The organism is Hymenobacter sp. BRD67, assembly GCF_013256425.1.
Taxonomy (GTDB): domain Bacteria; phylum Bacteroidota; class Bacteroidia; order Cytophagales; family Hymenobacteraceae; genus Hymenobacter.
On the sequence record NZ_CP053904.1, the window covers coordinates 2,933,615 to 2,954,679 of the forward strand.

Annotated in this window: 20 protein-coding genes and 1 pseudogene; 13 read left to right on the forward strand and 8 right to left on the reverse strand. The window is 59.4% G+C overall.

The window, feature by feature from the left end; translation table 11 throughout:
- Nucleotides 1-84 precede the first annotated feature (84 nt).
- Complete coding sequence (locus GKZ67_RS13600) at nt 85-1,038, reverse strand: hypothetical protein (RefSeq protein WP_173243186.1); 954 nt, start codon at nt 1,036-1,038, stop codon at nt 85-87.
- A gap of 133 nt (nt 1,039-1,171) precedes the next feature.
- Here GKZ67_RS13600 and GKZ67_RS13605 point away from each other — a divergent pair, with 133 nt between their 5' ends.
- Nucleotides 1,172-1,792, forward strand: coding sequence for a methyltransferase (locus GKZ67_RS13605; protein ID WP_173243189.1), 621 nt, complete (start codon nt 1,172-1,174; stop codon nt 1,790-1,792).
- Nucleotides 1,793-1,894: 102 nt separating this feature from the next.
- Entirely contained in the window at nt 1,895-2,755 is an 861-nt protein-coding gene (gene kdsA, locus GKZ67_RS13610) for a 3-deoxy-8-phosphooctulonate synthase (protein WP_173243192.1), read from the forward strand.
- Between the two features lie 8 nt (nt 2,756-2,763).
- On the opposite strand, the gene GKZ67_RS13615 is transcribed toward kdsA, so the two are convergent.
- The 3 genes from GKZ67_RS13615 to apaG are packed head-to-tail and all read right to left on the reverse strand — an operon-like array spanning nt 2,764 to nt 4,411.
- Nucleotides 2,764-3,165, reverse strand: coding sequence for a hypothetical protein (locus GKZ67_RS13615; protein ID WP_173243195.1), 402 nt, complete (start codon nt 3,163-3,165; stop codon nt 2,764-2,766).
- A gap of 48 nt (nt 3,166-3,213) precedes the next feature.
- Nucleotides 3,214-4,002 carry an O-methyltransferase gene (locus tag GKZ67_RS13620; RefSeq protein ID WP_173243198.1) on the reverse strand — a complete coding sequence of 263 codons (789 nt, stop codon included), beginning with the start codon at nt 4,000-4,002 and terminating at the stop codon, nt 3,214-3,216.
- Between the two features lie 22 nt (nt 4,003-4,024).
- Nucleotides 4,025-4,411: a Co2+/Mg2+ efflux protein ApaG gene (apaG, locus tag GKZ67_RS13625; protein ID WP_173243201.1), complete on the reverse strand. Its 387-nt coding sequence runs from the start codon at nt 4,409-4,411 to the stop codon at nt 4,025-4,027.
- Nucleotides 4,412-4,535: 124 nt separating this feature from the next.
- Here apaG and GKZ67_RS13630 point away from each other — a divergent pair.
- Nucleotides 4,536-5,197 (forward strand): annotated as a pseudogene (locus GKZ67_RS13630) (uracil-DNA glycosylase).
- A 19-nt stretch (nt 5,198-5,216) separates the two neighbouring features.
- Here GKZ67_RS13630 and GKZ67_RS13635 read toward each other — a convergent pair.
- The 4 genes from GKZ67_RS13635 to tsaD all read right to left on the reverse strand — a co-directional run bounded on the left by GKZ67_RS13635 (nt 5,217) and on the right by tsaD (nt 8,020).
- Complete coding sequence (locus GKZ67_RS13635; RefSeq protein ID WP_254244820.1) at nt 5,217-6,005, reverse strand: C40 family peptidase; 789 nt, start codon at nt 6,003-6,005, stop codon at nt 5,217-5,219.
- 135 nt (nt 6,006-6,140) lie between these two features.
- A complete protein-coding gene (smpB, locus tag GKZ67_RS13640) occupies nt 6,141-6,596 on the reverse strand; it encodes an SsrA-binding protein SmpB (protein ID WP_173243204.1) in 456 nt (151 codons plus the stop codon).
- Between the two features lie 58 nt (nt 6,597-6,654).
- Complete coding sequence (locus tag GKZ67_RS13645) at nt 6,655-6,996, reverse strand: NTF2 fold immunity protein (RefSeq protein WP_173243206.1); 342 nt, start codon at nt 6,994-6,996, stop codon at nt 6,655-6,657.
- A 22-nt stretch (nt 6,997-7,018) separates the two neighbouring features.
- Complete coding sequence (gene tsaD, locus GKZ67_RS13650) at nt 7,019-8,020, reverse strand: tRNA (adenosine(37)-N6)-threonylcarbamoyltransferase complex transferase subunit TsaD (RefSeq protein ID WP_173243209.1); 1,002 nt, start codon at nt 8,018-8,020, stop codon at nt 7,019-7,021.
- A gap of 218 nt (nt 8,021-8,238) precedes the next feature.
- On the opposite strand from tsaD, the gene GKZ67_RS13655 reads away from it, so the two are divergent.
- The 10 genes from GKZ67_RS13655 to GKZ67_RS13700 all read left to right on the forward strand — a co-directional run bounded on the left by GKZ67_RS13655 (nt 8,239) and on the right by GKZ67_RS13700 (nt 21,049).
- Nucleotides 8,239-12,843, forward strand: coding sequence for a translocation/assembly module TamB domain-containing protein (locus GKZ67_RS13655; protein ID WP_173243212.1), 4,605 nt, complete (start codon nt 8,239-8,241; stop codon nt 12,841-12,843).
- Between the two features lie 114 nt (nt 12,844-12,957).
- Nucleotides 12,958-13,842: a cell division protein FtsX gene (locus GKZ67_RS13660; protein WP_173243215.1), complete on the forward strand. Its 885-nt coding sequence runs from the start codon at nt 12,958-12,960 to the stop codon at nt 13,840-13,842.
- Nucleotides 13,843-13,856: 14 nt separating this feature from the next.
- Nucleotides 13,857-14,201 (forward strand): DUF3098 domain-containing protein, encoded by a 345-nt coding sequence (locus GKZ67_RS13665; RefSeq protein ID WP_173243218.1) that lies wholly within the window; start codon nt 13,857-13,859, stop codon nt 14,199-14,201.
- A 25-nt stretch (nt 14,202-14,226) separates the two neighbouring features.
- Nucleotides 14,227-15,057, forward strand: a complete 831-nt coding sequence (locus GKZ67_RS13670; RefSeq protein WP_173243220.1) for an undecaprenyl-diphosphate phosphatase — start codon at nt 14,227-14,229, stop codon at nt 15,055-15,057.
- A complete protein-coding gene (gene truB, locus GKZ67_RS13675; RefSeq protein WP_173243223.1) occupies nt 15,054-15,896 on the forward strand; it encodes a tRNA pseudouridine(55) synthase TruB in 843 nt (280 codons plus the stop codon). Before GKZ67_RS13670 ends, truB begins: the two co-directional genes overlap by 4 nt.
- Nucleotides 15,897-15,925: 29 nt before the next feature.
- Complete coding sequence (locus tag GKZ67_RS13680) at nt 15,926-16,876, forward strand: bifunctional riboflavin kinase/FAD synthetase (protein WP_173243226.1); 951 nt, start codon at nt 15,926-15,928, stop codon at nt 16,874-16,876.
- A 16-nt stretch (nt 16,877-16,892) separates the two neighbouring features.
- Nucleotides 16,893-18,131 (forward strand): carboxypeptidase-like regulatory domain-containing protein, encoded by a 1,239-nt coding sequence (locus GKZ67_RS13685; RefSeq protein ID WP_173243229.1) that lies wholly within the window; start codon nt 16,893-16,895, stop codon nt 18,129-18,131.
- 141 nt (nt 18,132-18,272) lie between these two features.
- Nucleotides 18,273-19,487 carry a carboxypeptidase-like regulatory domain-containing protein gene (locus GKZ67_RS13690; RefSeq protein ID WP_173243232.1) on the forward strand — a complete coding sequence of 405 codons (1,215 nt, stop codon included), beginning with the start codon at nt 18,273-18,275 and terminating at the stop codon, nt 19,485-19,487.
- Nucleotides 19,484-20,179 carry a CoA transferase subunit A gene (locus GKZ67_RS13695; protein ID WP_173243235.1) on the forward strand — a complete coding sequence of 232 codons (696 nt, stop codon included), beginning with the start codon at nt 19,484-19,486 and terminating at the stop codon, nt 20,177-20,179. The genes GKZ67_RS13690 and GKZ67_RS13695 overlap by 4 nt, the downstream gene beginning before the upstream one ends.
- 204 nt (nt 20,180-20,383) lie before the next feature.
- Nucleotides 20,384-21,049: a 3-oxoacid CoA-transferase subunit B gene (locus GKZ67_RS13700; protein WP_173243238.1), complete on the forward strand. Its 666-nt coding sequence runs from the start codon at nt 20,384-20,386 to the stop codon at nt 21,047-21,049.
- Nucleotides 21,050-21,065 lie beyond the last annotated feature (16 nt).

Below are 21,065 nucleotides of genomic sequence, written 5' to 3' on the forward strand. Positions count from 1 at the left end.
TTAGAAGTATCTGAAAAGAGCACATCAGGCTGCTGCGCGCAGCCTGATGTGCTCTTTAAGCGCTTGGCACGCAGCTATTCAGGGCTATTTCAGCGTAAACGTCGTCTTGCCCATGAGGGCACCACCTTCGTACAGCTCTACGGTGTGCTGGCCGATTTTGTAGTCACCTCCCTTGGCGTACACAAAGTTCAGCGCCTGCTTCGAGTTGTCGAATACCACGTCCTGCTTCATGGTGTAGAACGCCTCCTGGCCATCTACCGTGAAAGTGCCGCCGCCGGTGCTCAAGTTGTACAAGGCCGCGCCATCGGGCTCCAGAATACGCAGGTAGATGGTTTTCGTCTCCTTCGGCGACACATCGTTGCGGGCCAACGAGAAGGCCACTTTTACACGGTCTACGCGCTTGGCCTTAAACTCCTCCTTATCGTCGTCTTTCTCCTTATCCTTCTTATTCAGCACACTTACGTGAATATTATCAGCTTGCAGGCGCGAGGCTACCGTCACTTTCTCGCTCAGGTCGCGGTTGGTTTTCGCAATGGTGCTGATGGTATCGGTCAGCTTATTTTGCCGCTCTTTAAGGGTAGTAGTTTCGGTATACAGGTTTTCGTTGGACTTGCGCAGGTCGGCAATCTGGTCGTCTTTTTTCTTAAGCTGGCTTTCCAGGTTGAGCGCCCGCTGCTTAAAGCGCTGCTGCTCAGCCAATGAAAACGACCCGGCCTTAAACGAGCGCAGCCTCAGCAGGTCGGCATTAATGCCAGAGATACGGGCTTCGAGCGAGTCGTTGCTGAGGCCCAGCTTTTGCAGGTCCTGGCTCTGGCGCTCGTAGCTGGCTTTCAGGTCTTCGTATTCTTTTATTTGGGCTTGCAGCTTGGTGTCTTTGGCTTGCACCTGGGTAGTAAGCTGCTCATTCTCTGTTTTTTTCTGCGAATTCAGGTAAAACAATACCCCATTGATACCTAGCAGCACGAGGACGAGCGCTACCCACAGGAGGGCACGGCTGTTGTTCTGGCGGGGTTCGGGATATTCCTGTTGTGGCTCCATAAAGGGGGGCTGGGGATAAAGTGGCAGAAAAAAGGTTGGCAGACGATGCCCGCCGGGCCGCTACCTACCTTTGTGGCGGGTAAAAATAGGCGAAATTTCCAGTTGGCTCCGGCCTTCTTTATACTAGGCTCTCATGCAAACGGTTTTCCCAGCCTTCGACGCGGCCTATTGGCAGGCCCGCTACACTACTTCTGGCCGCGATAGCTGGGATGCCCGCCGAGCTACGCCGCCCCTGCGGGCCTACTTCGACCAACTCGTTGTAAATCAGCAGCCGCGCATCCTTATCCCCGGGGCGGGCCGCGCATACGAGGCCGAATACCTACACCACCTGGGCTTTCGCCACGTTATCGTGGCCGATTTTGCACCCGAGCCGCTGGCCGCGCTGGCCGCCCGCGTACCCGATTTTCCGAAAGAAAACCTCTGGCAAGCCGATTTCTTCGCCCTCGACCCCGCCGACAAATTCGACCTTATTATCGAGCAAACGTTTTTCTGCGCTCTGAACCCAACCCTGCGGCCAGCCTATGCGCGGCAGTGCGCCGCCCTGCTGCGGCCGGGCGGTAAGCTGGCCGGGCTCTTATTCGACACTGATTTTCCGAATGCCGCCGAGCCGCCGTTTGGGGGTAGCCGCGCCGAATACACCGCCTATTTCGAGCCGTATTTCGAGTTTATTCACTTCGAGACGGCGTATAATTCGCTGCCCGCCCGCGCCGGCCGCGAGCTGTTTATTTGCCTGCGGAAAATGTGGCAGATGTGAGAGATGTGCTAAATTATTAAATTCTTATATCCGTCTCGCCCTCAAATTTCTCCTATTTTCAAATTTCCCACATTCCCCACATTTCCCACATTATATTAAAAGATGCTCACTTCCCTTGCCCGCGCCCTCCCCCATTTCCGCAACACCAACTCGGGTCAATTTTTCCTGATGGCTGGTCCCTGCGTCATCGAAGGCGAGGATATGGCCCTGCGCATTGCCGAGCGCGTCAAGCACATCACTGATAAATTACAAATACCATATATATTCAAAGGCTCATATCGAAAGGCCAACCGCTCGCGGCTCGATTCCTTTACCGGCATCGGCGATGAGACGGCGTTGCGTATTCTGCAAAAAGTGGGGCGCGAAATCGGCGTGCCCACCGTGACCGATATCCATGAGTCGGATGAGGCTGCGCTGGCCGCTGAGTACGTGGATGTGCTGCAAATTCCGGCTTTCCTCTGCCGCCAAACCGACCTGCTCGTGGCCGCCGCCAACACCGGCAAGGTGGTGAATATCAAGAAGGGGCAATTCCTCAACGGCGAAGCCATGCGCTGGGCCATGGACAAAGTGCAGGGTGCCGGCAACCCCCACGTCATCCTTACCGACCGGGGCAACTCTTTCGGCTACAGCGACCTGGTTGTTGATTTTCGCAACCTGCCCACCATGCGCAGCTTCGGCGTGCCCGTGGTGATGGATGTAACGCACTCCTTGCAGCAGCCCAACCAGGCCAGCGGTGTTGCGGGCGGCCAGCCCGCGCTCATCGAAACCATTGCCAAGGCGGCCATCGCCGTGGGGGCCGACGGCCTCTTTATCGAAACGCACCCCACGCCTGCCACCGCTCTCTCCGACGGCGCCAACATGCTGCCGCTCGACCAGCTCGAAGCGCTGTTGCAACGCCTCACGCGCGTGCGCGAAGCCGTGCGGTCCAGCGGCGACCTCGACCCACAGGGGTTGAATGCGTAGGCAAACCTTTATTTCAGCTTTTCTTTGATATAATCGAAAAGCTGGTCGAAGCTTAGTTCGAACTTATCGAAACGCTGTTCGAACTTATCAAAATGCTGCTCGACCTGGTTAAAGCGTTGTTCGACCTGGTTGAAGCGTTGTTCAACTTGGTTAAAGCGTTGTTCAACTTCCCCAAAGCGCTGGTTCATTTCCTGGCGTAACTCGCCTTGGTCCTGCTCTAGCTTGGTAGTTTTATTGAGTAGATATTCAATCGTATTGCTCTGTGCAGTAAGGGCATTAGTGACGGTAAACGTGAGTTGGCGCACCTGGGCCGACACACGCTCCACTTTAGCGGCCGTTTCATCCTGGCGGGCGAGCATTTCGCTAATAACCGGCTCTAGTTGGTCAAGGCGCTGGTCAGCAGTTGGCATGGCAAATGGGTCGTTAAGAGATATGACGAAGTTAACGGGCAACAGCAGCTAATACCGCAGCCAGAAATCTTGCCGGGGCTGCTTCTTGCGAAAGAACACCAGCCCTACGTAAAATAAATCAATGGTCACGGTTATGCTGGGATGCGCTTTGATGGCTTCCCAGGCCCGCTCCATCTCGGCCGACCAGTGGATATCGTCGAGCACGAATACACTGTTTTCGTGCGCTTTAGCCAGGCACTGCTCGAAATAGCGCAGCGTGGGCTCGTAGCGGTGGTTGCCATCGAAGAATACGAAATCGAGCGGCTGAGGCAGCGTGGCCAAGGTGGCAGGCAGCGTCTGGTCGAGGTTACCTTCAACCAGACGCACATTCTTAATATTCAATTTATTGAATGTTTCGCGCGCAACGGCCGCGGTGTTGGGGCAGCCCTCAAAGGTGATAACCTGACTGCGCGAGTCGGCCAGTGCCAGGTAGGCCGTGGTGAGGCCCAGCGAGGTACCCAGCTCCAGGATGGTAGCCGGGCGAAAGTGATTGACCAGCCGAAACAGCAGCTGCGCCAGGCGCCGGGGCTTGGCCGCGTGGCGGGCTATGTCGCGCACCGGTCGCCTGCGGCCGCCTGCCCCGGCCACCTGCGAGCCCGCGCCAAAGTCGGTTACCTCCAGCACCTGCTCGCTGGCCAGCAGCTCGTGCCGGCGCTTTTCGATGCGCGGAAAGGCGGCAAACTCACCCGTGTGGCGAATAACCGTGGTGTAGAGCCCGAACACAAACGGCGAATGCAGCCCGTGGGCACTGCCCGAGCGCAGCAGCCAGTGGCGGAGAAAGGAGAAGAGTTGGTGCAAATTGTAGCTCTATAGCAAAAAGTCAGTTCATCCGAAAGGGCACAATCAGCATAAATTCCGGGATATTGACCTGGAAATGCTCTCCGCTGCCCACGCGCTCCATGAGATAGGTGCCGCGCATTTTGCCCATGCCCGATTTCAGGTTGCAGCCGCTTACGTACTGGTGAGCCTCACCGGGCTCCAGCACCGGCGTGCGGCCCACCACGCCCTCGCCCTCTACCTCGCGCACGCTGGTTCCCACATCAGAAATGTACCAGTGGCGGCGCAACAGCTTTACGGTAAACTCACTATTATTCCGAATATCAATACGATAAGCAAATACATAGTGCTCCTGCGCGGGGCTGGAGTAATCGGGCAGGTAGTTGGTCGTAACCGTAACGGTTACGCCCTGCGTAGTGGTAGTTGGCATAGCGGCGACCGGCGAAATTACGCTGCTTAGGGTAACAGTATCTCCGAAAGGTAGGTTTAGGGGCTCAACGCCCAAGCCGATAGTTTAATTTCGCCTCTATACGCCTTCTTTTTCTTTCTCGTTTATGGTCAAGATTGCCGAAAGCTGGCAGCCGGTGCTGGCAGCCGAATTTGAGAAGCCTTATTTTCAGAAGCTCACTGCCTGGGTGCGCGGCGAGTATGCTACCACCACGGTATATCCGCTGGGCTCGCAGATTTTTCATGCCTTCGACGCCTGCCCGTTTGAGGAAGTAAAGGTCGTTATACTGGGTCAGGACCCGTACCACGGAAAAAATCAGGCGCACGGGCTGGCTTTTTCGGTAAATGAAGGCATTCGTACGCCCCCTCGCTGCAAAATATATTTAAGGAGCTACAGGACGATATTCCCGGCACGCCGGCCCCCGCTAACGGCAACCTCGACCGCTGGGCGCAGCAGGGCGTGCTGCTGCTCAATGCCACCCTTACGGTGCGGGCTGCCACGCCGGGCTCGCACCAGAAAAAAGGCTGGGAAGAATTTACCGATGCCGTTATCCGCCAGGTTTCGGCGGGCCGGCCGCACGTAGTGTTTATCCTGTGGGGCGCGTATGCGCAGAAAAAGGAAGAGCTGATTGATGCGCGCAAGCACCTCATTCTGAAGGCCGCGCACCCCTCACCCTACTCGGCTGACCGCGGCTTTTTCGGCTCCAAGCCCTTCAGCCAGGCTAATGCGTGGCTGACAAAGCACAACGAGACGCCAATAGCGTGGTAGGGGCGCGTGCGACGCACCCCTACAGGAGACGCTTGATTAGGCGCAGGTTGTGGCTGTAACGCTTGCGGTCGCGGTTGAAAATACCGTTGTGGTCGAGGGGGTCGAGGCGCACCTCACCGTGGGCGTGTAGGATGAGGCCATCGTCGAACACTAAGCCGACGTGCACGATGTTGCCGTCGGCATTATCGAAAAAAGCCAAATCACCGGGCCGGGCCTGGGTTACGAAATCGACGGGCACTCCGAGGGCAATCTGCTGGCGGGCATCGCGGGGCAGCTGCACGCCAATCAGCCCAAACAGCGTTTGCATAAGACCCGAGCAGTCGAGGCCGAAGACCTGCTTGCCGCCCCACACGTAGGGAGCCCGCAGAAAGTGCTGGCTCATTTTACGCAGCAGCGCCAGCTGGCGCTCGGGCGTGGCAGGCTGCGCCGGGTTGGTAGCCGGTCCGTTATAAAACAGGGAGTTATCATCGCCGACCCGGAGCGTCATGCCGTCGAAGAAGGGTAAGCGGCAGCCCAGCGTAATGGGCTGCCGCATAGTGGCATTAGATACCACCTGCACTACATCGAGCACGCGGGGGTGGTCTTGGGCCTGCCAGGCGGCAAAGTATGCCTCGCTCACGGGGCGGTGCTGCTTGTAATCCATCCAGCCCAGGTAGCTGTCGGCGGCCGACTCGATGCGCAGCCAGTGGCCCTGCGCGAGCAGCACCGTGTAGCATTCGCCAAACAGCAGCTCGGTGACCAGCTCGGCGCGGTCGGTTGGCTCGGCTCGGACAGGAACGGCGCTCAGGGCGCAAATACCGTGGTTCAAGTTATTAAATGTGGCAATGTGCGGGATGTGAAAAATGTGAAAATGAATTGAGGGAAAAGCAGACTACCATGTGCTGGGTAGCGCAGCTATCTTCCACATTTCCATATTCCGCACGTTTTCACATACAAAATAAAGCTAGCGGTAGCGCTCCATTTCGCGCTTTTGGTCTTTGGCCTTGAGGTCGTCGCGCTTATCGAAGAGCTTTTTGCCCTGAGCCAGCGCAATTTCAAGCTTGGCAAAGCCGCGGTCGGTCACGAACAGCCGCAGCGGAATAATGGTGAGGCCGGTGTCCATCTTGCCGGCCAGCTGCTTCAGCTCGCGCTTGTTGAGCAGCAGCTTCCGGGCGCGCATGGCATCGTGGTTGTTGTAAGTACCCAGCGTATAGGGCGCAATGCGCACGCTGTGCACCCACAGGTCGCCCTTGTGGTCGAAGGTGCAGTAGCCATCCTGAAGGTTGGCTTCGCCCGCGCGAATGCTTTTTATTTCGGTGCCTTGCAGCATCATGCCCGCGTCGTACTTGGCCAGGAACGTGTATTCGTGACTGGCGCGGCGGTTTTTGATATTGATGTTGGCGGGAGTCTTGTCTTTCATAAATCGCAGATTCTTACCAATTACGCGAATACCGCAGATTCAGGTGGAGCGAGTAAAATTACTTTCCTATTTCAACCTCTGTTACAGCCCCGTTTTTCTTGTCAATTCTCATCTGAAAATAGCCGCCAAAAACTGGAGCGCCATCGTCTCCAAGGGGCAGAGCACCCCACACCATCCAACTATTACCACCTTCCAGCTTAGCATTAAGGCGCTTATACTCGAGAACTTCTTCCCCGATTTGTTCAAACATAATTGCTTGCGCTATTTTGATAGCAGTGGCGCTATCAGCAACATAGCCGTCGGCTGGATGCCAATTTCGGGTAAGATATTTTGGCCGCTCATAATGATTGCAGCTGACCAATAAAAACGGTAGAGTCCCAAAAATCCATTTTTTATTCATAGCCCAAACTTATCGCGTTATATCACGCCAGCTTCAAACGCGGGTCGGGGCTGGTGAGCTGGCTGGCAAAGTCGCCGGCCTCGTACTGGAAGATGGCCGCCTGGCCCACCATTGCCGCGTTGTCGGTGCAAAACTGGAAGTCGGGAATAAACACCTCCCAACCCTCCACCTCGGCCAGGGCCTGCAAGCCTTGCCGCAAGCCCGAGTTGGCCGCTACGCCGCCGGCCAGCGCCACCTGGCGCAGGCCCGTAGCCAGCGCCGCTTTTTTAAGCTGGCGCAGCAGCGTTTGCACAATGGTGTATTGGATACTGGCGCAGAGGTCGGCCAGGTTTTGCTGAATGAAGTCGGGATTGGCGACTGTTTCCTTTTTAAGAAAGTACAGCACCGAGGTTTTGAGGCCGCTGAACGAGAAGCTGTAGCCATTCATTGCCCCAATCGGAAACTCGAAGCGGCGCGGGTTGCCGGTCTGGGCCAGCTTGTCGAGGCGGGGGCCGCCGGGGTAGGGCAAGCCCAGCAGCTTAGCCGTTTTATCGAACGCCTCCCCGGCCGCGTCGTCGATAGTCTGACCCAGAATCTCCATATGCAGGGCACTGTGCACCACTACCAGCTGCGTATGGCCGCCGCTCACGGTAAGGCACAGAAACGGAAACAGCGGCTTGGGCTCCCGGATAAAGTGCGCCAGAATGTGCGCCCGCATGTGATTGACAGCCAGCAGCGGCTTGCCCAGCGCCAGCGCCAGGCTTTTGGCAAACAGGTTACCTACTAATAGGGAGCCCAGCAGGCCGGGGCCCTGCGTTACGGCCACGGCATCGAGGTCGCTTTTACTGAGGCCGGCCTGGCGCAGCGCGGCCGTCACCACGGGCAGCAGGTGCTGCTGGTGTGCCCGCGAGGCCAGCTCGGGCACCACGCCGCCGTACTGCTCGTGCACGGCCTGGCCGGCCACCACGTTGCTCAGCAGCTGGCCATTCTGAAACACGGCCGCGCCGGTATCGTCGCAGCTGGATTCGATAGCGAGAAGATTCATCTGTAGGTATCTGCTTAAAAGTCCGGTGTTCTTGCGGGCCTGCGCTTGCGGGAACAAACGCGGGGCTGCCCTTGAAGTAACAAAGCGAAACCGCAAAGTTCGGGCGAACCTGGCTGCTCCCTCCTACGTTGGCGCGGGTAGTGCGCGCTAAAAGCCGCACCTTTGCGTTAGTAACTGCTCGCCCAGGGGTTTCACTAAACCAGCCTTTTCTGTCTTTCGTGCGTCGCTTTCTTCATATTCTGCTTAAAATTCTGCTTGGGCTGGCCGTGGTGCTGGTGCTGGCGGTGGGCGGAATACTGCTGGCGCTGCGCGTGCCGAGCGTGCAAACACGGGTAGCGCACCAGGTAGCCGAGGTACTAACCCGGAAGCTGGGGCAGGAAGTAGAGATTGGCAGCGTCGATGTGCGGCCGTTTTCGCATGTGCTGCTGGAGGGCGTGCGGGTGCTGGACCGGCGCGGCGGCGAGCTCTTTGGCGTGGGCCAGGCCGATGCCGATATCAAGCTGTTTTCGGTGTTTGACCCGCGCCACCTGCACGTGGGTACGCTCACGCTTACCGAGCCGCGCTTTGTGCTGCGCGACGTGGCCGGCCGGCCCGACTCTACTACGCTCGACCAGTTCCTGGCCGCCATTAAGCGCCTGAGCGGGGCACCCGACACGAGTACGACCTCCAAGCCATTCGATTTTCAGCTGCACGAGGTAGCCATTCGCAACGGGCACTTTGCCATTGAGCGGCCCGACCGGCCCCGCGAGGCCTTCTACGGCCGGGCTATTGACTACGACCACTTAGTGGCCGACAGCATCTATGCCACTATCTCGCAGCTTAACTGGAAAAGCGACACCCTGCGCGCCCGCATTGCCGGCCTGCGCACCGTAGAAACGCCCTCACAAACCCACCTGCGCGAGCTAACGGCCGACATTCAGTACAACAGGCACTTCTGGGAGTTCAACAACCTGACTCTGCGGGTGGGCCGCAGCGAGCTGCGCAAGTACGTGCGCTTCGAGTACAAGCGCTTCGGCAACTTTTCGGACTTCAACGACTCGATGCGGGTGGTGACGCAGCTGCGCGGGACCAAAATCTACACGGATGACATTGCCAAGTTTGCGCCCGACCTGGCTTCGCTGAAAGATTCCATCTTTATCTCGGGCGATGCCAAAGGCTACGTGCGCGACTTCCAGATAAAGAACCTGGATGTGCGCTATGGCCGCCGCACGCACATTGTGGCCAGCCGCGCCCACGCCGATAACCTGCCCCACTGGCGCGAAAGCCTCATCGACCTGCGCCTCCAACCCTCGCAGATTGACGCAGCCGACCTGCGGCGCTTCCTGCCGGCCTCGGCCAATAAGCTGGTGCAGCGCCTGGGTTTGGTAAAGCTCGACGGGCAATTTGTTGGTTTCTACAACGACTTTGTAGGCAAGGCCAGCTTCGATACGGCGCTGGGCGCGGTATCGACCGACGTTAACCTGAAGACCAAGAGCGACTTCGACCACGCGGTGTACGAGGGCACCGTCCACAGCACGGCCTTTAATGTGGGTAAGTTTATTGGCGACGAGTCGATTATTCGGGATGTATCGGTAGATGGACGCGTGACGGGCACGGGCTTCGTGCCGCCTATTGCCAAGGGCCATGCCGTGGTAACGGTGCCGGCCATCTGGCTGGCGGGCTACCGCTACCACAACCTGAGCCTCGACGGCGACTTTGCGGGCCAGGGCTTTAAAGGCAAGGTGACGGCCAACGACCCGGCCGCCCGCCTCACTGCCAGCGGCGATTTCAACCTCGACCCCCGGCACCAGCACATTGATGTGCTAGCCAACGTGGCCCACGCCAACCTGGGCGCGCTGGGGCTGCTGGCGGTGCCGCTCACCGTAAGCACCACGGCGCGGGTAAACCTGCGCGGCACGCAGCTAGACTCGCTGCTGGGCTCGGCGCAGCTGCGCGGCTCACACTTTACGCTGCGCAACAAAAGCCTCGACCTCGATACGCTGGATGTGCGCAGCACCCGCAACAGCCGGGGCCAGCGCCAGGTAAAGCTGAACTCGGAGCTGGTAGACCTCACCGTCAACGGGGCGTTTGAGTTTGGAGCCGTGGTGCAGGACCTTACTACGCTCTGGCATGAGTACCGCCTCAATTTTGAGAGCAATGCGGCGGCTACCGCGGCCTACTACCAACGCAAGCGCCAGCGCCGGCTGCCAACCTACGCCATTGAGCTGGACCTCGACCTCAAGCACATAAACCCGGTACTGAACCTGTTTGTGCCGGAGCTGCAGATTGCCGACAATAGCAGCATCGATGGCTCGTTCCGGCAGGGCGAAACGTCGATTTTGCAGTTGGGCGGCAAGTTCGACAGCATCTGGTATGGGCCGGTGCACACCATTGCCACGGAGTTCGACTTTACCACTTCCAAGCTGCCCTACCAGCCCGAAGTACTGGCCCAGACCAGCTTTACCTCCGGGCACCAGGTGCTGCCGACGCTGGGCCGCACGGAGAAGTTTGTGCTGGAAGGCGTGTGGGACCAGCAGCGCATCAGCTTTTCGACCTCGCTGGCCCAAAGCGGCACCACCAACCGCGCCAATATTAATGGGTCGCTGGAGTTTCTGCCCAGGGCTGTGCAGGTGGTGTTTCGACGTAGCGGCCTGCACCTGCTCGACCAGGACTACAGCATTGCGGCCGACAATGCCATCAGAATCAGCGACTATGGCAAGGTGATGGATATTCAGAACTTTGTGCTCAGCCACGGCAAGGAGCGCCTGAGCGCCCAGGGTGTTATCTCGCCCGACCCGCACCAGCCACCCCTGAAGCTCGACATTGCCAATTTTGATTTATCGTCGCTCAGCTCGGTCATCAACCAGCACCTGGGCGGCCGGCTGAACATGCAGGCCGCGGTGAGCGGAATATATAATCAGCTCGATATTAACAGCACCTTGGCCGTCGACTCGCTCGTGTATGAGGGTACACTCATTGGGCAGGTGGCGGGGCGCGGCGACTGGGACAACCCCAGCGGCCAGCTGCGGCTGAACCTCGACGTAGCCCGCCAGCAGCAGCGCGTGCTCACGGTGAGCGGCTACCTGGCCCCGGGCTCATCGACCCAGCAGTTTAACCTGACCGCTGAGCTGAACGATGCGCCGGTAGTGCTCGCCCAGCCTTTTTTAGGCGGCCTGCTCACCAACCTGGGCGGTACCGGCCGCGGGCAGCTGCTGCTGGGCGGCATGTTTGGGGCACCTACCCTGGCCGGCATCGTTGATGTGACCGATGGGCGCTTCACGTTTGGCTACCTGGGCACCACCTACCATTTTGCCGACCGCATCAGCTTCACAACTACTTCTATCGGGTTTAACAAAGTGCAGCTGCGCGACCAGCAGGGCAACGTGGGCACGGTGGATGGCGTTATCCGCCACCAGGGCTTCCAGAATATGTCGCTGGAGATGAGTGCCAGCTTCCGCAAGTTTCAGGTGCTGCACACCACCCGGCGCGACAACGACCTGTACTTCGGGACGGCGTACGCTACCGGCACGGCCACCGTGCGCGGCCCGGTCGACGACCTCGTGGTAGATGTCCGGGCTACTTCCGAAGCCGGCACGCGCCTGGCCCTGCCCCTCGACAATGCCGCCAAAGCCGAGCAGGCCAGCTACATCAAGTTTGTGAGCCGCAACCTGCCCGACTCGGTGCGCCGCCGCCAGGCCCGACAGGCGGCACTCCTGGCCGAACAGAATAAAGTCGACCTCTCGGGTATTCAGCTGAATATGAACCTGACGGTGACGCCCGACGCCTACCTGGAGATTTTGCTCGATGAAAGCACAGGCGATGTAATTCGCGGGGCAGCCACCGGCCAGCTGCGCCTGAACATCGACACGCGCGGCGATTTTAACATGTACGGCCAGGTCGAGATTGTGCGCGGCGCCTACAACTTCACGCTGCAAGGCCTTGTTAATAAAGAGTTTGTGGTGCAGCCGGGCGGCGTCATTACCTGGAACGGCGACCCGCTCGATGGCCAGATGAACGTGACGGCCACCTACACCCAGCGCACTTCCCTGGCCCCGATTCTGCAAAGCACCGGGGCGGGCACGGGCGCTGCGGTGGTGCCCGTTACGGCCGTCATGAACCTCACCGGGCCGCTGCTGCTGCCGGTAATCAAGCTGGCGCTGGAGTTTGACGATGCGCCCAGCTCGCTGCAAAATGACCTGGCCTCGTTTATTGCCCTGCTGCGCAACGACGAGCAGGAGTTAAATCGCCAGGTATTCAGCCTGCTGGTGTTCAGAACGTTATCTCCACAAAACAGCAATAGCTTCAGCGGCATTTCGCTCACGGGCCAGAACAACGCGGTGCAGAACAGCCTGGGCCAGATTATTTCCTCGCAGCTCGGCCTGCTCACGTCGCAGATTGACCAGAACCTGGAAATTGACTTCAACATCAGCGGCCTCACCGCCGACCAGCTCCAGGCGCTGCAGGTGCGCCTAAGCTACTCGTTTCTGGGCGGCCGCCTGCGCCTCACCCGCGAGGGTGGCATCAGCAACTCCAACAGCGCTAACATTAACCCCGCCACCGGCCTGCCCTATACCCAGACTTCGCTGATTGGCGATTTCAGCCTGGAGTATTTTCTGCGGCCCGACGGAAAGTTTCGGGCCAAGCTGCGCTACGAAACCACCCCGCGCGACAACCTCGTGACGACCGTAAACCAGCCCCGCGCCGGGGTTTCGCTGCTGCATACCAAGGAGTTTAACAACGTCAGCGAGCTGTTTAGCCGCGAAGCGCCCAGCCGCCGCGAGCGCGCCACCCGCCGCGCCCGCGAAGTATTGACGGTGGAGGAAGACAAGCGCACGAATCTGTAAATTAGTATCAATTAACAGGTTGCCCCAGCGAGCCCACCAAAGCAGGGCGCCGCAAGCACAGCTGACTATTTTCAATGACAGGCGATTAAACGCCGGGCGTACCTTTGCGACTCTATGGCCAAGCCCCGCAAAAAGAAACTCGGCTCCTACCCTACCCTGCTGGTGGTGTTCAGCATTACGCTGGCGCTTACGGTCATCGGGTTATTTGGCCTGCTGCTGCTGCACGCGCATAAGCTGGGCGAAGTAGTGCGCGAAAACCTGGAAGTGCAGGTGTACCTCGAGCGCAACCTGCCCGAAACCGAGCTGCTGCGCCTGCAGCAGGACCTGGAGCACCAGCCCTACGTGGCCGAGCTGGATGGCCGCCCGCAGGTTCACTTCGTGAGCAAGGAGGAAGGTGCCCGCCAGCTGCTGGAAACCACCGGCGAGGATTTTCACAATTTTCTGGATGACAACCCGCTGCGCGATGCGTACGTGCTCAAGATTCGGCCCGAGTATACCGATACTACCCACCTGCGCCTGCTGGGCCGCAGCCTGAGCCAGCAGCGCGGCGTGTTTGAGGTGCAATACCCCAAGACCTTGTTTGCCAGCATCAATCAAAACCTGGAGCGCGTGAGCCTGCTGCTGCTGGGCTTTGCGGCCGTACTGGTGCTCGTCGTGGTTATTCTGATTAACAATACCATTAAGCTGGCCATGTTTTCGCAGCGCCTGCTTATTCGCTCTATGCAACTCGTGGGCGCCACGCGGTTCTTTATTCAGCAGCCATTTCTGCGGCGGGCTACCTGGCAGGGGCTGGCCAGCGGGGTGCTGGCCGTGCTGGTACTGCTGAGCCTGCTGCAATACGCCTACCTCGAAATTGCCCAGCTGCGCCTGCTGCGCGACGACCACCTTATCGGGCTGCTCCTGCTGGGGGTACTGGCGCTAGGCACGGCCATCGGCTTTTTCAGCTCTTATTGGGCAGTAAATAAATATTTGAATGTTTCGCTAGACGAGCTTTACTAACTCCTCACCCGCTTATGCAACCTACCACTCCTGCCCCACGCTTCGCTTTCGGCCCCCGCAACTACCGCCTGATGTGGGTAGGTCTGGCCGTACTGGCCGTCGGCTTCATCACCATGATGCTCGACAAAGCCGATTATGGCGAGGGCTTCCTGGGCCTTACGCTGGGTCCGATTTTGCTGTTTATAGGCTTCGTGATTGAGTTTGCAGCCATTATGGTGCGTAGCAACCCCGGCGAGCTGGCCCCAGTGGCGCCGGCTGCGCCGGTAGTGGCGGCTCCCCTCGCAGCCGACTTAAAGCCGGCTGTGGCCCCGACGCCAACGCCCACTCCTACCAAGCCCGCCTACAAGCGCCCCGGCTAATCTGCCAATAAATTACCTCTACCCAATGACTTACTGGCACGCGCTGCTGCTGGCTATCGTGGAAGGACTCACCGAGTTTTTACCCGTATCGAGTACCGGCCACATGATTATTGCCTCGCGGCTGCTGGGCATGGAGATGACTCCGTTTGCCAAGCTATTTCTGGTCGTTATTCAGCTCGGGGCTATCCTGTCGGTGCTGGTGGTGTACTGGAAGCGCTTTTTCCAGAGCTTCGACTTTTACCTGAAGCTGCTGGTAGCTTTTCTGCCGATTGTGGTAGTGGGCCTGCTGCTCAAAAAGCACATCGACGCCCTACTCGAATCGGTGACGACGGTGGGCATTATGCTGCTGCTGGGCGGCATCGTGCTGCTATTCGTTGACAAATGGTTTCCGCAGGAAGACCCCCAGAAAGGCGGTCACCCGGTTACCAACCCCAGCTTTAAGGAAGCGCTGATTATCGGCCTGTTTCAGTGCCTGGCCGTGGTGCCGGGCGTCAGCCGGTCGGCGGCCACCATTATCGGCGGCCTCACCCAGCGGCTGACGCGGCGGGCGGCGGCCGAGTTTGCCTTCTTTCTGGCCATGCCCACAATGGCCGCCGCAGCCGCGAAGGATATCTACGACTACTATAAAGAAGCTCATAGCCACGGCACCAGCCTGAGCCACCTGTTTTCGGGCGACGAAGTAAAGCTGCTGCTGCTCGGCAACGTAGTCGCTTTTGTGGTGGCGCTGCTGGCCATTCGGTTCTTCGTCGGCTTTGTGGCGAAATACGGCTTTCGGGCCTTCGGCATCTACCGCATTATCGTGGGGGGCCTGCTGCTACTGATGCTAGGCCTGGGCGTTAACCTGGAGCTGGTATGAGGGAGAAAAAGCGCCTGGCCGATTTCGACTTTGAGGCGGGCGAAGTACTGCTGCTCGATAAGCCCCTGACCTGGAGCTCGTTTGACGTGGTGCGCAAGGTGAAGAACACGTTGCGCCCGCGCAAAATCGGTCATGCCGGCACCCTCGACCCCCTGGCAAGCGGGCTGCTTATTCTGTGCACCGGCAAAAAAACCAAGGAGATAGACCTGATTCAGGCGCAGGAGAAGGAATACGAAGGCACTTTTCGCCTGGGTCAGACCACGCCCAGCTTCGACCTCGAAACACCCGTGGATGCTGAGCGGCCCTACGAGCACCTGACGCCCGAAGCAATTGAGGCCGCCGTGGGTACCTTTTTGGGTAAAATCGAGCAGACGCCCCCGCTTTTTTCGGCGGTGAAGGTAGACGGGCAGCGGGCCTACGAGCTGGCCCGCAAGGGCGAGGAAGCCGTTATCAAGCCGAAAACCATTGAGATTAAAGCGTTTGAGCTCACGCGCATTGCCCTGCCCCTAATCGACTTTCGGGTGGTGTGCTCCAAGGGGACTTATATCCGCAGCCTGGCCCGCGACCTGGGCGCAGCCCTGGGCTGCGGCGCGCACCTCACGCGCCTGGTGCGCACCCGCATCGGCAGCTACCAGCTCGCCGATGCCTGGACGATAGCGGAGGTCCAGGCCCTGCGCCCGCCCCACCCTGAGGCCGCAGGAGCGGCCCCCCAAGTCGAGCGCCCGCGCCGCGAGCGCAGGCCGGTGGCCCGGACCGGCCTCGACTACTACGCGGCCCAGCAGGCAGCAGCCACGGCCGCGCAGGTGCCGGATGCACCGCCCCCATCCGAATCTGCGTAATTGGCCTACGCTGCTCAACACTGCTTTCTATGGTTGTTATTACCGACCCAGCCTCCTTTCCTTATCTCCCCAATGCCGTGGTTACGAGCGGCACCTTTGATGGGGTACACCGGGGGCATCAGCGCATTCTGGGGCGGCTGCGGCAGGTAGCCGACGCGGTGGGCGGCGTGGCCGTAGTTATCACTTATTGGCCTCACCCGCGTCTGGTGCTGGGCCCACCCCCTTCGCACCCCGAGCTGCTGGAGCTGCAGCTGCTCAATACGCTGGAAGAGCGCACAGCACGGCTGGCCGAGTTCGGCGTCGATTACCTGCTGATAATGCCTTTCACCCGCGAGTTTGCCGAGTGGACGTCGGAGGAGTATATTCAGAAATTACTATTAAACACCGTTCATGCCCGGCACCTGGTCATCGGCTACGACCACCGCTTTGGCAAAAACCGGGAGGGCAGCTTCGAGTACCTGAGCCAGCACGCCAGCCGCTACGGCTTCACGGTAGAAGAGATTCCGCGCCAGGATGTGGACGCGGTGGGCGTGAGCAGCACCCGCACCCGGCGGGCGCTGCGGGCCGGCGACGTAGCCACGGCCACGGCCTACCTCGGCTATCAGTACCCGCTTACGGGCCTGGTCGTTACGGGCCAGCAGCTGGGCCGCACCATCGGCTACCCTACCGCCAACCTCAGCGTGCCCGAGAAGCTGAAGCTGGTGCCGGCCCAGGGCATTTATGCGGTGTGGGCCACTACGGCGGCCGGCACCCGGCACCCGGCCATGCTCAGCATCGGCGTGCGGCCTACCATCGGCGAGGGGCTGGCGCAAACTATTGAGGTAAACCTGCTTGATTTTAGCGGCGACCTGTACGGGCAATACCTGACGCTCGAATTCGTTGCCTGGCTGCGGGGCGAGGAGAAATACGACGGGCTCGACGCCCTCAAAGCCCAGCTCTCGCTAGATGCCCGGGCCACCCGCGCCGCGCTGGCTTGCTAATTGCTGACTGTTGCTTATGATTAAATTGCGCATCGTACTGCTGTGGGTTTTCGGGCTGGGAATGCTAGGCACGGCCCGGGCGCAGGGCCGCGTCAGCGGCGTAGTGCTCGACTCGGCTACCCAAAAGCCGCTTTCCTTTGCCAGCGTGTTTCTGGCCAATACCACGCTGGGCGCCACTACCACCGAGCAGGGGCAGTTTGAGTTTCCGCGGGTGCCGGCCGGCACCTACGACCTCGTCGGCTCGTACGTGGGCTACCGCCTGGGCAAGCAGAGCATCACCGTGGGCGTGGGCGCGGCCAAGCAGGAAGTGACCCTGCGGCTGGGCTCTAGTGGGGCCACGCTGGGCGAGGTAGTGGTGAGCGCCAATCCGCACCGGGAGGAAGACTACAAGAAGTTTACCGACTTTTTTCTGGGGGAAAGCACGTTTTCGCGGCAGTGCCACATCACCAACCCCAAAGACGTGGTGGTGTACACCAACGACTCGACCCACGAGCTGACGGCCTCAGCCCGAAACTTCGTGCAGGTGGAGAACCAGGCGCTGGGCTATCGGCTAAAGTACTTCGGCATGTTCTTCACCTATAATACGGATGACGAGTCGATTACCTTTAATGGCCTGCCGGTATTTGAAGAGATGACGCCCCGCGACGAGGCGCAGCGCCAGCAGTGGGATGCTAACCGCGTAACGGCCTATATCGGCTCGTTTCCGCATTTTTTACGCAGCGTTTACACCAATACCCTGCGCGCCAACAACTTCCTGACCCAGCAGGTGCGCCTCACGCCCAACCCGCGCTTTGTACGCCTCAGCCAGTTGCGAAAGCGGCCGGCCGGTTCGCTCACGGCAGCCGAGCAGGACTCGCTGGCCCGGCTCGGCAGCGTAGCCCCGGCCTTCGCCACGCTCTTTCCGGCCGCCCGGCCCATCGATAGCCTGCGCCGCGTATCGGACGATGGCCGGGTGTTTCTACGCTTTACCGGTGAGCTACAGGTGGCTCACTTTGGCGAAGCTCCCGACCCGCAGTACGACGCTCCCATGGCCACGCTCGGCCCCGAGCCCCGCCGGCAGCCCTACCCGGCCCAGCGCGAGGTGTCGCGCCTGCGCCTGCAGGCGCACGAAGCTGAGATTCGCCCCAACGGCTCGCTACGCGACCCACTGGCCGTATCGACCGGCGAATACTGGGGCTTTGAGAAAATCGGCGAGTTTTTACCGCTTGATTATCAACCTCCCGCGACGGCTGATAAAGCAGGCCCAGGTAAATAGCGTGCTGCTTTTGCGGAGCTTGTTTAATATATAAATTTTATTATATTTATCCTAAATTTGGCTACTATCTTAGCTTAGCTCTATCAACTACTACTTGCCCTAGTAATTTCGCTCGCTGCTAACCGAGTAAAACACCCTGGCATGTACCGACTACTTGTTGCCCTGCTGCTTCTACTTCCCCGGCTGGCGACAGCGCAGGCGGTGCTAAGCGGCACCGTGCTCGACTCGCTAACGCACCAGCCCCTGCCATTCGCCAGCGTATTTCTGGCTAATACCACGCTGGGCGCCATTACCACCGAGCAGGGCCGATTTACTTTTTCAAATGTACCACCGGGCACCTACGACGTAGTGGCCTCTTACGTAGGCTACCGACTGGCCCGGCAAACCATTAAGGTAGGAACGATAGCTCAGCAGCTTACGCTGCGGCTGGCGCCGGCAACCAGTCAGCTCGGCGAAGTAGTAGTGCGCCCCAATCCTAACCGGGCCAGCGACTACCAGAAATTTAAGGACTTATTTCTGGGCCGCTCCACCTTTTCGCTTCAGTGCCACATCCGTAATCCTGACGACGTGCTGCTTGATTTCGATCCAGTCGCCAATGAGCTGACGGCTTCGGCCTACAAGTTTATACAGGTGGATAACGACGCCTTGGGCTACCGCATTAAGTACTACGGGCTGCGCTTCAACACCAATTTTACGCGGCAGATTGTCACATTCTACGGCCAGCCGGTATTTGAGGAAATGACAACCCGCTCCAAACGCCAACAGCGGCGCTGGGAAGCTAATCGGGTGCGCGCCTACCAGGGCTCGCTCACCCATTTTTTGAAAAGCGTGCACGACAACCGCGTGGCGGCTGAAGGCTTCGTAGCCCGGCGGCTGCGTATAGTAGACAATCCGGGCTTTGCTCGCGTCGACAGCTTGCGCAAAGCCTTGCTGCGCCGCCGAAGCGGGTACTCGGCCGCCGAGCACGATTCACTGGCCCGATGGGCAAAGGTGCCGCCCAGCCTTGCCATGCTTTACACGGCTGCCCGGCCTATCGACAGCCTGCGCTGTGTCTCGGACGACGGGAAGCACATTTTTCTGCGCTTCCGCGACCGGCTGCAGGTAAGCTACTTAAATGCCGGCCCCGACCCTTTTTATCAGCTTCAGGCTTCGCCGTGGGCAAGAGTATCACCCACACCAGTCACCAATCGGCAGGTATCGCAGTTGCTGCTGATACAGCCCGAAGTTGAGCTTCTCTACAACGGCCGGCTTGCTAACCCGCTGGCCGTATTTACCGACGAATACTGGGGTTTCGAAAAAATGGGTGAATTTTTGCCCTTGAATTACCTGCCTATCTCTCCTGTTTCCCACCCATGATAACCAAAACTGTGGCCGATGCCCAGGCTGCCCTCGCGGGCCTGGCCGACGGTATGACCCTGATGCTCGGCGGCTTCGGCCTCTGCGGCATCCCCGAAAACGCCATCCAGGAGCTGCTGCGCCTGGGCGTGAAAGACCTCACCTGCATCAGCAACAACGCGGGGGTCGATGACTTCGGCATAGGCCTGCTGCTGCAAAAGCGGCAGGTAAAGAAAATGATTTCGAGCTACGTGGGCGAAAATGCCGAGTTTGAGCGTCAACTGCTGGCCGGTGAGCTTGAAGTAGAGCTCATTCCGCAGGGCACGCTGGCCGAGCGCTGCCGGGCCGGCGGGGCGGGCATTCCGGCCTTCTACACGCCGGCTGGCTACGGCACCGAGGTGGGCGAAGGCAAGGAAAGCCGCGAGTTTAATGGCAAGATGTATCTGCTCGAAACCGGCCTCACCGCCGATTTTGCCTTCGTAAAGGCCTGGAAAGGCGACACGGCCGGCAACCTTATCTACAAGGGCACGGCCCGCAACTTTAACCCCATGATGGCCACGGCCGGCAAAATCACCGTGGCCGAGGTCGAAGAGCTGGTGCCAGCCGGCGAGCTGGACCCCAATCAGATTCACACGCCGGGTATTTTCGTACAGCGCATCTTTCAGGGCGCTCATTACGAAAAGCGCATTGAGCAGCGCACAGTACGCGTCTGAACCGCGGATTTATCGGATTCAGCGGATTGGTCGGATTTTGGTGACGCTTCCGACTAGCCCAGTTTTTTAGTTCTTCTCCCCTGATGTGCCTGCTGGCCTGACTCGAGCGCAGCTCGAAAGGTAAAGCGTTCGAGCACCCTAAAAGTCGTCACCAAAATCCGACTATTCCGCTGAATCCGATAAATCCGCGGTTCAGACAATCTTATGTTAGACAAGCACGGCATCGCCCGGCGCATTGCGCAAGAAGTACAAAATAACTCCTACGTGAACCTCGGCATCGGCATTCCGACGCTGGTGGCCAACTATATTCCGGCCGGCATTAGCGTAGAGCTACAGTCGGAGAACGGCCTGCTCGGCATGGGCCCCTTTCCCACCGAAAGAGAGGTTGACCCCGACCTCATCAACGCCGGCAAGCAAACCGTTACCACGCTGCCCGGCTCCAGCATTTTTTCCTCAGCCGACTCGTTTGGCATGATTCGCGGTGAGCACGTGGACCTTACCATCCTCGGGGCGATGGAAGTATCGGAGCGCGGCGATATTGCCAACTGGAAGATTCCGGGCAAGATGGTGAAGGGCATGGGCGGCGCGATGGACCTCGTAGCGTCGGCCAAAAACATCATCGTGGCCATGCAGCACGTAGCCCGCGACGGCTCTTCCAAGCTGCTCCCTACCTGCACCTTGCCCATTACCGGCCTGCGCTGCGTGAAGAAAATCGTGACCGAGCTGGCGGTGCTCGATGTAACGCCCGATGGCTTTGTACTGCGCGAGCGGGCCCCCGGCGTGAGCGTGGCCCAGATTCGGGCGGCCACGGCCGGCCGTCTGGTAGTGCCCATGCCCGATGAGGACGTGCCCGAAATGAGCGGCGTGTAGCCAGGACGGCAGCGCC

Bases quoted from the DNA above. Each gene is read 5' to 3' on its own strand.
- GKZ67_RS13600 (WP_173243186.1), bottom strand. From the start codon at position 1,038: ATGGAGCCACAACAGGAATATCCCGAACCCCGCCAGAACAACAGCCGT.
- GKZ67_RS13605 (WP_173243189.1), top strand. From the start codon at position 1,172: ATGCAAACGGTTTTCCCAGCCTTCGACGCGGCCTATTGGCAGGCCCGC.
- kdsA (WP_173243192.1), top strand. From the start codon at position 1,895: ATGCTCACTTCCCTTGCCCGCGCCCTCCCCCATTTCCGCAACACCAAC.
- GKZ67_RS13615 (WP_173243195.1), bottom strand. From the start codon at position 3,165: ATGCCAACTGCTGACCAGCGCCTTGACCAACTAGAGCCGGTTATTAGC.
- apaG (WP_173243201.1), bottom strand. From the start codon at position 4,411: ATGCCAACTACCACTACGCAGGGCGTAACCGTTACGGTTACGACCAAC.
- smpB (WP_173243204.1), bottom strand. From the start codon at position 6,596: ATGAAAGACAAGACTCCCGCCAACATCAATATCAAAAACCGCCGCGCC.
- GKZ67_RS13645 (WP_173243206.1), bottom strand. From the start codon at position 6,996: ATGAATAAAAAATGGATTTTTGGGACTCTACCGTTTTTATTGGTCAGC.
- tsaD (WP_173243209.1), bottom strand. From the start codon at position 8,020: ATGAATCTTCTCGCTATCGAATCCAGCTGCGACGATACCGGCGCGGCC.
- GKZ67_RS13660 (WP_173243215.1), top strand. From the start codon at position 12,958: ATGGCCAAGCCCCGCAAAAAGAAACTCGGCTCCTACCCTACCCTGCTG.
- GKZ67_RS13665 (WP_173243218.1), top strand. From the start codon at position 13,857: ATGCAACCTACCACTCCTGCCCCACGCTTCGCTTTCGGCCCCCGCAAC.
- GKZ67_RS13670 (WP_173243220.1), top strand. From the start codon at position 14,227: ATGACTTACTGGCACGCGCTGCTGCTGGCTATCGTGGAAGGACTCACC.
- truB (WP_173243223.1), top strand. From the start codon at position 15,054: ATGAGGGAGAAAAAGCGCCTGGCCGATTTCGACTTTGAGGCGGGCGAA.
- GKZ67_RS13680 (WP_173243226.1), top strand. From the start codon at position 15,926: ATGGTTGTTATTACCGACCCAGCCTCCTTTCCTTATCTCCCCAATGCC.
- GKZ67_RS13685 (WP_173243229.1), top strand. From the start codon at position 16,893: ATGATTAAATTGCGCATCGTACTGCTGTGGGTTTTCGGGCTGGGAATG.
- GKZ67_RS13690 (WP_173243232.1), top strand. From the start codon at position 18,273: ATGTACCGACTACTTGTTGCCCTGCTGCTTCTACTTCCCCGGCTGGCG.
- GKZ67_RS13695 (WP_173243235.1), top strand. From the start codon at position 19,484: ATGATAACCAAAACTGTGGCCGATGCCCAGGCTGCCCTCGCGGGCCTG.
- GKZ67_RS13700 (WP_173243238.1), top strand. From the start codon at position 20,384: ATGTTAGACAAGCACGGCATCGCCCGGCGCATTGCGCAAGAAGTACAA.